This window comes from Pseudarthrobacter sp. rb, from assembly GCF_056389225.1.
On record NZ_JBWJAR010000010.1, the window covers coordinates 16,137 to 29,666 of the forward strand.

4 protein-coding genes and 2 pseudogenes are annotated in these 13,530 nt (G+C 63.1%); 4 read left to right on the forward strand and 2 right to left on the reverse strand.

The window, feature by feature from the left end; all coding sequences use genetic code 11:
* The coding region (locus tag ACWRN3_RS14215) for a hypothetical protein (protein WP_476741036.1) at positions 1-1,411 on the reverse strand (1,411 nt) is incomplete at its 3' end.
* Between the two features lie 772 nt (positions 1,412-2,183).
* Between ACWRN3_RS14215 and ACWRN3_RS14220 the strand changes: the two genes are divergently transcribed.
* The 4 genes and pseudogenes from ACWRN3_RS14220 to ACWRN3_RS14235 all read left to right on the forward strand — a co-directional run bounded on the left by ACWRN3_RS14220 (position 2,184) and on the right by ACWRN3_RS14235 (position 10,926).
* Entirely contained in the window at positions 2,184-4,214 is a 2,031-nt protein-coding gene (locus tag ACWRN3_RS14220) for a S8 family serine peptidase (protein WP_476741037.1), read from the forward strand.
* Positions 4,215-4,894: 680 nt separating this feature from the next.
* Positions 4,895-7,639, forward strand: a pseudogene (locus ACWRN3_RS14225) (carboxypeptidase regulatory-like domain-containing protein); the annotation flags it as partial.
* A gap of 723 nt (positions 7,640-8,362) precedes the next feature.
* A pseudogene (locus tag ACWRN3_RS14230) lies at positions 8,363-8,941 on the forward strand (S-layer homology domain-containing protein); the annotation flags it as partial.
* Between the two features lie 107 nt (positions 8,942-9,048).
* Positions 9,049-10,926, forward strand: a complete 1,878-nt coding sequence (locus ACWRN3_RS14235; RefSeq protein WP_476741038.1) for an O-antigen ligase family protein — start codon at positions 9,049-9,051, stop codon at positions 10,924-10,926.
* 18 nt (positions 10,927-10,944) lie between these two features.
* Here ACWRN3_RS14235 and ACWRN3_RS14240 read toward each other — a convergent pair whose 3' ends face one another.
* Positions 10,945-13,482 carry a polysaccharide pyruvyl transferase family protein gene (locus ACWRN3_RS14240; RefSeq protein WP_476741039.1) on the reverse strand — a complete coding sequence of 846 codons (2,538 nt, stop codon included), beginning with the start codon at positions 13,480-13,482 and terminating at the stop codon, positions 10,945-10,947.
* Positions 13,483-13,530 lie beyond the last annotated feature (48 nt).

Below are 13,530 nucleotides of genomic sequence, written 5' to 3' on the forward strand. Positions count from 1 at the left end.
AGGCGCCGCTCTGGTCGTTTCGGAACGCAGCGACGGCACTGTTTACACCCGAAAAGTCGTCGGTGATGCGGGCACGGAGACTTACTTGCGCTGACCCGGTCGTGACGTCGACAGTGTGCGGGGTGAAGCTGAACTCAGGTACAACTGGCCGGGTTGAATCCTGAAGTCCAACAACTTCCAGTTTGGGTGGGTTGAGTGGTTCGAGCGCGCTTGACCAGGTGTGTTGGTTTTTTGCTGCGTCTTCGAGATATGCGAGAGCAGGTGTCCACGGTCCGGGTGTTGCACCTTGGGGGATGGTTATGGTGCCGGTGTAGATGCCGTCGAGGGGGGTTCCGCTTTCGCGGTTCAACACCGCTAGGTAATAGGCGCCGCTCTGGTCGTTTCGGAACGCAGCGACGGCACTGTTTACACCCGAAAAGTCGTCGGTGATGCGGGCACGGAGACTTACTTGCGCTGACCCGGTCGTGACGTCGACAGTGTGCGGGGTGAAACTAAATTCAGGTACAACTGGCCGCACTTCATCGAAGGTTTGGCCTTCACCTTCGAGGGTGATGTCGGCGGCGGCGAAGTTGACGGTTGCGGGGATGGGGGTGTTGAGGCCTGTTGGGCTGGAGATGGAACCGTCCCGGTTGTAGCTCACTTCCCTGCCGTATCCGGTTCTGAACCTGACGCTCTGGAGGGTCCATTGGCCAGGGGCCATCCTGTTGCCGTCTGCAAGGTTCACGGCTTGCCCGCTCAGTTTCCCGGCAGTCCCTTCTACGGCGCCCCACCCGACACTTTGGGAGGAGCCGAGGGGGTCGGTGTAGGTGAACCAGATATTGGTGATGGGTACGTCCCGCACCTCCCAGTTGAAGGCGATTTCGCCTTGGTGCTGAACGACGGCGGGGGAGGTGCGTTCGAAGCTGACCAAAGACGGAACAGAAAGGTCCAGCTCACCTTCGAGGGTGATGTCGGCGGCGGCGAAGTTGACGGTTGCGGGGATGGGGGTGTTGAGGCCTGTTGGGCTGGAGATGGAACCGTCCCGGTTGTAGCTCACTTCCCTGCCGTAACCGGTTCTGAACCTGACGCTCTGGAGGGTCCATTGGCCAGGGGCCATCCTGTTGCCGTCTGCAAGGTTCACGGCTTGCCCGCTCAGTTTCCCGGCAGTCCCTTCTACGGCGCCCCACCCGACACTTTGGGAGGAGCCGAGGGGGTCGGTGTAGGTGAACCAGATATTGGTGATGGGTACGTCCCGCACCTCCCAGTTGAAGGCAATTTCGCCTTGGTGCTGAACGACGGCGGGGGAGGTGCGTTCGAAGCTGACCAAAGACGGAACAGAAAGGTCAAAACCCTCTTGCGAAGCATCGACAGCCGCAAAAGAAATTGAAGATCCAAGTGGACCAGCGATAATCAGGCAGAAGGCCGTCATCAATACAAGAACTTGGCGCCAAAAGATTCGAAAAGCCAACGCAACCCCCCAAAGGACAAAAATCTTTCCTACTATACAGGGTTACATTTAGCGAGGAATATGCCTTGGCTCTGGGCTGACCCTCGCCTGCAGCAACCCGATTCGTCCGTGCGCTTTCCCAACGGCAACATAACCCGGATCTACCTCGGGGGGGCTTCGCTCAAAAGTTGTTTGCGTGTTCTGGCGACAAGAGCATTTCTCCGAAGCGTCTATGTCAAAACACATTCTTCCGCTTAGCGCTCATAGTGCTGCTCAGGGGTCCGCTCGTCCGCCTGACCGACGTATCTGTGAATTTGTATTGGTACCTGAGGGGGCGGCCGCGGCGCCGCGGTCCCTGGGCTGGATGGGTCGGTATGTTTTGGTGTCGTTCGCTTCGCTCCTGCCGGTGGAGATTCCTTTCGTGGCGAGACAAGTGCTTTTTGTAAGAACTGGCTGCCGGTGGCACATCTCAAGGGGAACTGGGTCGTGTTGTGACGGCGTGTCAGTTGGCGAGGCGGTACATCAAGGCCGCCATCACGTCAGGGTGGCCTGGGACAAGGGCCTGAAGGGCTTGGTGCCATCTGCCTCTGGCCACGAAGTATCTATCGGGCCGAAGCCACCTACGAGCCCCCGGCACCAGTTCAAAGCGTGCCGGGACCTCTGTCGTAGAATCGTGGCGGGGGTCAGCCGGTGATTCCCGTCTGCCCGCGCTCAGCCGTAGTTGGAGGCTGGTGCCCATCCCGAGGATGCCCCGCCCATGTTCAGACCACGGCCCTTCGCTGCAGCTGCCCTCGCCCTGGCCATCGTCCTGCCCGGTGCGGCACTGACGGCACTTCCCGCCCAGGCCACCGGGGCTGCCCCATTCCCAGAACTGCCCGCCCGCGTATCCCGGTCGCCGGTCACTCCGCCCGCGGCAGCCACAGACCAGTTCATCGTGGGACTCAGGAGCCGGAACGGCATCGCCTCCGAGGCCGCATCCACCTCCCAGGCCGCCCGGCAGGCGGCCAGCGCACTCGGAATCGGGGCCCAATACCTACGGCCCACTGCAACCGGCGCCCAGGTAGTGAAAACCAGCAAGCCCCTCCCCGCCGCCGACGCCACCACCTTCCTTGCGGCACTGCGCTCCAGCCCCGACGTCGCCTACGCCGAGCCCGACGTCGTCCTGCACCCCGCAGCCGCGCCGAACGATCCCGGCTACCCGTACCAGTGGCCCCTTTGGGACGACCCCGCAGGCATCCGCGCCCCCGCCGCGTGGGACCTCAACCGCGGTGAAGGATCCGTGGTGGCCGTGGTGGATACGGGCATCACCCCGCACACGGACCTGAACGGCAACGTCCTGCCGGGCTACGACATGATGTCCAACCCGGCCTGGGCCCGGGACGGCGACGGACGCGACGCCAACCCGAGGGACGAAGGCGACTGGACCGGAGCCGGTGAATGCGACGCCGAAACCCCCGCCACGAACTCCTCCTGGCACGGCACCCATGTGGCAGGCATCATCGCCGCCATCGGCAACAACAACGCCGGCATCACGGGCGTTGCGCCCGCCGCCAAAATCCTGCCCATCCGCGCCATCGGCTCCTGCGGCGGCTACACCTCCGACGTGGCCGATTCAATCATCTGGGCAGCCGGCGGCACCGTTGCCGGTGTACCGGCCAACCCCAACCGCGCCAACGTGGTCAACCTCAGCCTCGGCGCAACCGCCCCCTGCTCCGTGACCCAACAGAACGCCATCGACTTCGCCCACAACGCCGGCGCGGCTGTGGTGGTGGCAGGCGGGAACGCCAACGGACCGGCGGCAGAAACCAGCCCCGCAAACTGCCAGAACGTCATCAGCGTCGCGGCCGCCGGACGGAGCGGTGCCCGCGCCAGCTACTCCAACTACGGGGCCGGCATCGACATCACGGCCCCCGGCGGAGACGTGGACGCCGACAACAGCTCCGGCATCCTCTCCACCGCAAACTTCGGCACAAGCGTGCCGGGAGACGAAGGCTACGGATACCTCCAGGGCACGTCCGTGGCAGCCCCCCACGTCGCGGGCATAGCCGCCCTCCTCATGTCCGAAATGGGTCCCGCGTTCACCCCGGACATGGTGGAGGCCCGGCTCAAGGAAACCGCCCGGCCCCTCCCCGTCGCCTGCCTGGAAGGCTGTGGAGCCGGCCTTGCCGACGCCGACGCGGCGCTGGGCGGTTATGTTCCGCCTGCTGTTTCACCGTTTGCCGACGTGTCCACGGGCCAGCAATTCTATAAGGAGATGGCGTGGCTGGCAGAACAGGGCATTTCCACCGGGTGGGTTGACAGCAATGGCGTGCGGACTTACCGCCCTGTGCAACCTATTAATAGGGACGCCATGGCCGCATTCCTGTACCGAATGGCGAAATCGCCCGAATATAAAGCCCCGGAGGTCTCGCCTTTCGCAGATGTCTCTCCGGACCAGCAGTTTTACAAGGAGATGGCGTGGCTGGCCGAGCGGAAGATTTCCACGGGGTGGGTGGACGGCAACGGCGTCCGGACCTATCAACCGCTGCAGCCGATCAACCGGGACGCCATGGCGGCCTTCCTCTACCGGTTGGCCGGTTCACCTGCGTATACGTCCCCGGCGGCATCTCCTTTCGCTGATGTCTCTGCCGGCCAGCAGTTCTACAAGGAGATGTCCTGGCTGGCGGACAAGGGAATCTCGACAGGCTGGACTGACGGATATGGCGTGCGGACTTACCGTCCGCTGCAGCCAATTAATCGGGATGCCATGGCAGCCTTCCTGTATCGCCTGAGTTTCGTGCTGAACTAACCTGTAAAGGGCGTTCGACGGCGGTGCGGGGCCGCCGTCGGGCGCCTTTCTGTCGCCTTTCCTGACATATATAAAGCGATTGCATAAAACTTGATCTTCTTACTATAGGATCCGGATCACCTGCCGTCTCGCAGGCTTCGTTCGCGGGTACACATCCACTCGCATCGTTTTATGGGGGCTCTATCAGAATGCGCTTACGCACGCATGTCTTCAGGCGATCTCTCGCCACTTTCGCCGCGGTCTTATCCGCAATCCTGTTCATAGGAAACGTCCCGGCCGTCGCCGACACCAACACCGCGGTCATCAGCGGCACCGTCACGGTGCCGGCCGGTGTGGACGTCTCGTCAATTTACGTCAACGCTCAGCCGCAGAACTATCCGGGGACCTGGGGAAGCACCTCCGTGGGCTCCGATGGCACCTACCGCATTGAGAACCTTGCCGCCGGTTCTTACAAGATCTCGTTTTCCGGAAGCAGCGCCGGCGTTGAAGAGCAGTGGTACAAAAATGCAACCTCGTTTGCGTCTGCCACCCAGGTCACCGTGACCGATGGCCAGAAGCTCACTGGCATCGACGCGAACATGGTCAAAGGCGCAACCATCGCCGGAAAGGTCACGGTACCTGCGGGTATCGACGTAAGCGGCGTCAGCGTCACGGCCTCTTTCGCCGATCGGGAATACAGCATGCCCGCCAATACATCTGTTTCACCAGATGGCACCTACCGCCTTAGCGGTTTGGCAGCAGGTTCCTACAAACTGAAATTCCAGGGTTATAACAACGGGGCAATTACCCAGTGGTACAACAACGCAGCAACCTTTGCTGATGCCGCCACGCTGGAGCTGACGCGGGGACAGGACCTGGCCGGCATTGACGTCACGCTCGTCAAGGGAGCCAGTGTCAGCGGCAAGGTGTCAGCTCCCGCCGGCGTTGACCTTTCGAATATGCGCGTGTCCGCTTCTTCTGCCGACTCCCAGTCCTCAGAGTCCGGGAATGTCCAGGTCGACGCTGACGGCAGCTACCGGTTGACCGGGCTCCGCGCCGGTTCCTACAAACTGCAGTTCTCGGGCTACCAAAGTGGCGCCCTGACGCAGTGGTACAAGGATGCTGCTACTTTCGGCACAGCAACGCCGGTGGCACTCACCGCCGGGCAGGACGTGACGGGCATCAACGCGACCTTGGTCAAAGGCGCCAGCATCAGCGGCAAAGTCACCGCCCCGGCCGGTGTGAACCTCAGCTCCGTGAGCGTGAATGTGCAGCCCACCCAGCCCATCGAAGGATTTATGCCACCTTTCGTCCAGATCGCGGCCGACGGCACCTTCCGGGCCTCGGGCCTTCCCGCCGGCTCCTACAGCCTGGGGTTCAACGGCTCTAACAGCGGTGCGCTGCCCCAGTGGTACAAAAACGCCGACTCCCTGGCTTCCGCTACACCCGTAGTCGTCACCGCCGGCCAGGACTTCACCGGCGCGGATGCGACGCTGGTCAAAGGAGCTTCCATCAGCGGCAAAGTCACCATGCCCGCTGGCCTGGACACCAGCCGGGCCTTTGTGAATGTGTACAACGCAGACTCCAACCAGGGGACAACGCTGGGTTCGTCCGTGGCACCGGACGGCACTTACGCAGTAGGCGGTCTTGCGGCCGGCTCCTACAAGGTCCAGTTCTCCACGTACGGCACCAATGCCCTGCCCCAGTGGTACAAGAACGCAGCGTCCTTCGGGACTGCGACCGCTCTCGCAGTTACCTCAGGACAGGATGTAACCGGTATTGATGCGACCCTGGCAAAGGGCGCTTCCATCAGCGGCACGGTCAGTGCCCCCGCGGGAGTGACGGTGAGTAACGTGACCGTGGATGCTTCCTTTGACAATGGACGAAGTGCAGGAAACACGATGGTGAACGCCGATGGCACCTTCCGGTTGGAGGGTATGGCAACCGGCTCGTACAAACTGAGGTTCTCCGGCAACAGCAGCGGCGCACTCTCGCAGTGGTATAACAACGCTTCTTCCCCGGAAAGCGCCCAAGCTATCCAGGCAGTAGCCGGCCAGGAGATCACCGGCATCAATGCCAAGCTGGATAAGGGCGCCTCCATCAGCGGGAAGGTGACGGTGCCCGCCGGCATTGATGCAAGCCAGGTTTACGTCGATGCCTACACGGACGGACCGACACCTGTCCTTGCCGCATCTGTCGGCGCAGGATACGACGGCACGTATCGACTGGTCGGGCTCGAAGCTGGCGCCTACAAAGTCGGTTTCAGGGGATACAACACAGGCACGCTCCCGCGCTGGTTCAAAGACGCGGAAACACCCGCATCAGCAACCATAGTTACCGTTACCGCCGGGCAGGACGTGACCGGAATCGACAGCCTCTTGCCAAAGGGCGGCACCATCAGCGGCAAAGTAACACTTCCGGCCGGAGTCACAATGTCGGGAATCAGCGTGACTGCTTTCACCGGTGATAGTGAAACGCGCCCCGTCAGCTCGGCCTGGCCCAGCTCGGACGGAACCTACAGGCTCGTGGGCTTGCCGACGGGGTCCTACAGAATTCAGTTCACAAGCTACAACAGCGGCGCTGTCAACCAGTGGTACAGCCATGCGGCTACCGCGGAAACAGCAGCCCCGGTAGCCGTTACTGCAGGCCAGGACGTGACCGGCATTGATGTCGCGCTCGAAAAGGGCGGCACCATCAGCGGAAAGGTCACCGTCCCGGCAGGGGTGGACGCCTCGAGGATCAATGTCTACGCCGAAAGCAGCGATGCCTCAGGTGCATACATTACCGGCACTGGATTGAACCGGGACGGCAGCTACAAGCTTGTCGGGTTCCCGGCAGGTTCGTTCAAGCTTCGGTTTGTAGGAAACGACAGCGGTGCGGTTGATCAGTGGTACAGCAACGCCACGTCCGCGAGCACCGCCACTGCCCTCACCCTCACGCTTGGACAGGAGCGTTTCGATGTCAACGCCGCGATGGTGAAGGGCGCCACGATCAGCGGTCAGCTTAGCGGCCTGACGGAAGAAGACCAGTACCCTGTCACCGTGCTGGACAACACCGGTAAGGCAGTCAAGGAAGGATATTCCACCCCGGGCGGCACCTACAGCGTCACTGGCCTCCCCGCCGGTTCCTACAAGGTAGCCTTCAACCGCTCCAGCGGCTATTCCGTGGCCGAAGCGCAGTTCTACCAGAACATGCCGGAATCCAGCGGAGTTGGGTCTGCAACCTCAGTGACCGTGACAGCCGGGCAGGCTGCTTCCGGCAAGGATGCCAAGCTAACCAAGGGCGGAACCCTGAGTGGTACGGTCACCGACAAGGCGAAGGCCGCTCTTCCCTACGCAACCGTTCAGGCCTACACAACTGACGGCTCCAAGGTGACGCGTGCGGCAATGACGGATGCGCAGGGCAAGTTCAGCGTGACGGGCCTGACGAGCGGCCAGTACCTGTTGGCCGTGACGCCGCCGGTGGCAAGGGCGGACCTTGGCAAGCTGTATTCCGGGAACGTGACCGTTGAGAGTGCTGCCGTAGCTGTAACGGCCTCGGTGGGAGCCGACAAGCCGGCCGGTGACCTTACCTACGCGACCACTGCACCGGCGCCGGTGAGCGATCCCAAGGCGTCCATCACCTTGGACCCCGCTAAACCACAGGAAGCGGCGGTGCAACTGGACAACTCTGCTTCAACGGTTTCCTCGGACTATCACGTGATCGTGAACGGGGATCTGTCGCGTGCGAAGGTGACGGTACCTGCGGGCCAGAAGACCAGCGTTGTCCTTACGGCACTCGCCGCCAAGAGCACCATCGAGGTGCGGGTCTACGGGGACGGCACGGGCACCGGAACACGGCTGGCATCGGCCGTCACGCCGGATGCCACACCGACGCCGGTCAACAATCCCAAGGCGTCCATCACCCTGGACGCTGCCAAACCGCAGGAAGCGGCGGTGCAGCTGGATAACTCTGCTTCAACAGTTGGCTCGGACTATCACGTGATCGTGAACGGGGATCTGACGCGGCCCAAGGTGACTGTACCTGCGGGCCAGAAGACCAGCGTCGCCCTTACGGCACTCGCTGCCAAGAGCACCATCGAGGTGCGGATCTACGGAGACGGCACCGGTACCGGAACACGGCTGGCATCGGCAGTGACACCGGATACCACACCGGCCCCCGCTCCGTCCTTTACCGACGTTGCCGTGGATAACCAGTTCTACAAGGAAATCAGTTGGCTGTCGTCGGCCGGCATCAGCACCGGCTGGGTTGCAGGGGACGGATCAAGGACCTATGCGCCCCTCCTGCCTGTGAACCGGGACGCCATGGCTGCCTTCATGTACCGGCTCAGCGGTAAGCCGGCATTCACGCCGCCGGCCGTATCCCCGTTCAGGGATGTGGCCACGGACAACCAGTTCTACAAGGAAATCACGTGGTTGGCCTCCACCGGGGTAACCACCGGGTGGGTGGAACCGGACGGAACAAAGACCTACAGGCCTTTGCAGTCGGTAAACCGGGATGCCATGGCCGCTTTCATGTACCGGTTGGCCGGTAAGCCGGCGTTCACCCCGCCGGCTGGGTCCCCGTTCAAGGATGTGGCCACGGACAACCAGTTCTACAAGGAAATCACCTGGTTGGCGTCCACCGGCATCACCACCGGCTGGACTGCACCGGATGGCAGCAAAACCTATGCTCCCCTCCAGTCCGTCAACCGGGATGCCATGGCCGCCTTCATGTACCGGTACAACACCAAGTTCCCAGCCAAATAAATCTGGTTAGGTCTTGAAGCAGGAGCCCCGGCGTATGCCGGGGCTCCTGCTGCCGTAAACCCAACTGATCGCGGCATCGCGGCGAACTCTTCCAGCAAGGAAGCAACATGAGAGGCAAGATGACATTGAGGCCAACCGACGCAGGGCAGAACCCTGAACATGGGGTCCTGGCGATCGCATCGCTGTTCCTGTTGGCTGCCTGTATTTTCGCCATGGTTCCGGACGGTTTGTTTCGTTTTGCCTTGCCCAAAGCCGCTCTGCTCGCCCTGGGCCTTGCGCTTGGACTCATCGCACGTCCCCACGCCCGCCTGTCGCCGCAGGTGGCCTGGGCGGCCGCAGCTGTGCTGGCGGTGTTTGCCGTCGTGGCAGGGGTGGCGGACGGGTTCGGTCCCTCGTTCTGGGGCCGCTGGCCCCGTTATGAGGGGGTCCCCACGGTGGCGGCGTACCTGCTGCTGCTGGTGGTGGGTGCCCGGCTGCTGGGCCAGGGTGCCGGTTCCCGCCTGCGCGTAACCTGGACACGGCTCGTGGCAGGGAGCATGGTGCTGCTTGCCGTCCTGGTGATCCTGGACACGGCAGGCCTTAGCCTTCCGGACAGCACAGGCTTCCGTTTCGGCGCCACTCTGGGCAATGCGACGGACATGGGCATCATCGGAGTAACGGGCACCGCGGTCCTTCTCCCGCTGGCAGTCTTCAGGAAGACGCCTTGGGCGGTATTGGGGTCAGCCAGCGGGGTGGTTGTGGCGGTGGCGTCAGGCTCACGCGCCGTGCTCCTGGTCCTGGCGGCACTCGTGGTGGGAACCCTGGTGTGGCGAGTCATGGACGTCCGGGGCTCCCAAGGCCGCCGCGTTGCCGGATGGTGGCCGCTGGCCGGGCTGGCCCTGGTGTCCCTGGCTGTTCTTTCCTGGCCCGCAGCAAGGGACAGGCTGTTTACCAGCGGAACGGTGACGGGCCGCATGGACCTTTGGGCAGCGACCTTGGGGCTGGTCAAGGACAACTGGCTTCTGGGGGTTGGCCCCGGACGTTTCGTTGACGCATTGCCCCGTTACCAGAGCGAGGAGTTCGCCGCCCGGGTGGGAACTGATTTCCCGGCAGACAGCCCCCACCTGATACCGCTCCAGTGGCTGGCCGACGGGGGAGTGCCGTTGCTGCTGGCAAACCTGGCGCTCTGCTGTGCCGTTCTGTGGGCTGGAACCCGGAACATCATGCAGAGCAGCGATAAGGATGAGGCGCTATTCCTCATCGGTGGCTTGGCTGCCGTTTGCTCATTCGGCCTCGTCCTTCTTACGCACTTTCCCAGCCCGGGGACCACCGTCATCGCCGGCCTCAGCGCAGGGGCGATTGCCGCCGTCGTCCGCTGTCCAAGTGAGGCAAAGGCCAGCGGCCGACTGCCGGCTGCTGCCCTCCGACCCGGCCCGCGCATGGTTCCGGAGCTGGCAAAGGCCACTTCCTACGCGGCCGCAACCGGGCTCCTTTTTCTTTTTGCCTTCGGTGCCGCCGCTTCGATCGCGGAGAGCCACATGAAAGCCGGGGATAGTGCCGTGCGTACCGGGCAGCTTGCAGCGGCAGCCAGCCAGTTTGACGCTGCCCAGTCCCTCCGGCCATGGGACGCCGATGTGGCACTCCTTGCGGGGCAGGACTTCGCTGGCAGGGCGGCGGCGGGGGATCCGGAAGCGGGGACGTTTGCGGTGGAATGGTCAGCGCGCTCGCTGCGGCTGAATCCCAAATCGGTCGAGTCCATGACCTCGCTGGCAGTCGGGCAACTGGCAACAGGGGACGTCCAGGCTGCCCAGGACACCTTGGCCAAGGCCCGGGCAGTTGCCCCCGTCAACTCACAGGTGTGGCTCCAGTCCGGACTCGCCGCTTACGCAGGCGGTGAGCTGGGGGAAGCAGAAACATTCCTCGAGCGGGCGGTGGCGCTGACACCGGACCCCGTGCCGCTGCAGCCCATTCTCACTGCGATCCGCCAACAGGCCGCACAACCCTGATTCCTGCGGGGTTTCAGGTCAGCGCAGGACCCGCCTGGCCACGCTCCGTACCACCGCCGCCGGACGGAGCGTGGTCACCCGCTGTCCGGCATCCAGCAGCGCGCCGATCACATCGGGCCGGCCGGCCGCGGGAGCAGGTGCGGCGTCGAGCTGGCCCTGGAGCCAGTCACCGTGCTGGGCGAGGTTCCCGATGGCAATCTCGTTGCTGGCGTTCAGGCGGGCTGCTTCCGCGGTCTCAGCCTGTTCCAGCGTCGGCGACAATGTGCTGTTCACGCCGGGCAAGGCAGCGAAATCGTGGGGCATTTCACCGCCGGCAATGACCTCCGCCAGGGCATCCCACCATTTGCCGTGGAAGTCCTCAAGCTTCTTCGCCTGCTGCAGCAGATGTTCCCTTATCTCTGACCGCTGCCCAACAACGGAGTTGACCCACTTCGTGTCACCACCGTCGCCCAAGTGGCGGAGCGAACGAAGGAGCGGCCTCAGACCCCAACTTTCCAGGGCCCCGCCGATCCGCACCTCACCGTAATAATCCACTGCAACGGGCAGGACCGGAACTCCTGCGGAAAGTCCGAAAACCACCGGGTGGTAACGGCTCGAAACGATGAGTTCGGCCTTGGTTGTCAGTGCTGCCGTTTCCGCCGCCGTCCTCTGGTCCAGCAGACGGACGTCCGGTGCTTTAGTGAGGCGGGCGACAGCCGCATGGCATTCTTGGTCACCGTCCCGTTCCCCGAATGTCGATACATGGGGAACAAGCAGGACCGGAAGCTGCAGTTGCTCATGGGCGAGATCGAGCAGGCGTGCCATATGCCTGTGGTAGTCGTGCCGTGGCATGGCGCCGGACGCGGGGGCAAATGTGGCCACGATGTACCCGGACGGCGGCGCGTCCAAGGACTCGAGCTCGGCGGCCCCGGCAAAAAACGCTGCGTCATCCAAGACCTGGGTTGACGCCTGGTCAAGGGATGACAGCAGCTCATGGGTGTGCCGCTCGCGGGAACCCACCACATCGCACAGCCGCAGCGCTTCCGCCACCTCTGCCCGGTCCGGTTCCGTGAGAACGGGTCCCACTGTTTGCCCGGAGACCACCACGGTGAGGCCCATCCCGTGGGCCACGTGGATAGCAGCGAGACGTTCAAAGAGAAGCCCGCCGTACTGGGATGTCAGGTTGCCGCCACCGGCCAAGAGCAGGGTGCTGCAATCCTTGAAAGCGCGTTGGAACGTGCGGACCACCTCTGCGGCGCGTTCTGTGGCGGGCGCACCGGCGAGAAGATGCTTGATCTCCTGCAGCAGCTGGTGTCTTTCGAAGGCGTTCCAAGGCACTGCCGGCCGCACGGCCGCGGGCACGCCATACAGTTCCGAGGTCTGTTCCACATCATGTGTCAGCACTACGAAATTCCGGTATCCGCGCTTCCGGAGCTCAGCGAGTGCTGCGTGTGTCATCGCTTCGTCGCCCACGTGGTATTCGTGCTGGCCTACGTCACCGAAGACGGCAATGTGCTGTTCCTTGCCGGCAGGCGCCAGGGGATGTACTGCGTCGTGCTGCCGCGGCATCTGCAGCTCCGAGGAGCGTTGGCGCGCTTCGCGACGGTCCCTCAGGCGCCTCCGGGCCGAGCGGAGTGCCCGAAGCGGCAGCGGCTGGGATGCGGCCCATACACTTCGCTGCAGCTGCTGGATGTCACCCATCATCTGGGCAAGTTGGTCCCGCGCGCCGGCCTGCTGGTGGGTGATTTCATCCATCCGGCCATGAAGGCGGCCAGCCTCGACAGCAAACAGTTCACGCTGATAGAGCAGTGGACCGAGCCCAAACTCCCGCGCGTGCTCACGCACCAGCCGGTCCCGGACCTTGAGGGAATAGAAATGGTGGTCATCCAGTCCGGATATGACGCTGTTCGCCTCACTGTTGCGGGCGGAACGGCGCTGGTTCCAAAAGGCCAGGGGCCGGCCTCTGATCAATCCAATGTGATGGTGCACCAGGAAGCGGAGATGGAATTCCCAGTCCCCAACCACTGCAAGGTTCTCATCAAAACCGCCCAGTTCGTCATACACGGAACGGCGGAAGAGGAAGGAGATGGGGACGAACCTGTTGTAGTGCAGGAGGTCCACCAGGGTGATTTCCCGCATTTCCGGTTCCAACGGCACCCGTTCCTCGACCTCGCGGCCGGAAGGTGTAAGCCGTTCAAAAACGATTTCCGTCTCAACGCTTACGCCGCCGTGGCCCGGATGCGCCTGCAGGTACGCCACCGTTGTCGCCAGGAACTCCGGGTCCCATTCGTCGTCGTCATCGTGAACGGCTATAAATTCAGAATCCACCGCACGGATACCCAAGTTGGACGCGGCTTCCATCCCGAGGCTGGCCTCGTTGTCCAGCCGCAGGAGCCTCTCCCCGATGTTGTTGAGCCGGGGTTCCAGTGCTTCATCTACCTGTTGGCGGCTTCCGCCGTCATTGACGAGCACGATGTGCCAATCGCTGTACGTTTGCGCGAGGACGCTATCCAAGGCCCTGCCCAGCAGCCTTCCGCGGTCTTTAGTGCGGATGATGATAGCGACGCGGGAGGACAAGGTTGAGCTCCTTGGTTGGCTGCAAAGCGGCATACGGCTGGACATGAT

Coding starts and splice junctions, on each gene's coding strand:
- ACWRN3_RS14235 (WP_476741038.1), top strand. CDS start 9,049: ATGAGAGGCAAGATGACATTGAGGCCAACCGACGCAGGGCAGAACCCT.
- ACWRN3_RS14220 (WP_476741037.1), top strand. CDS start 2,184: ATGTTCAGACCACGGCCCTTCGCTGCAGCTGCCCTCGCCCTGGCCATC.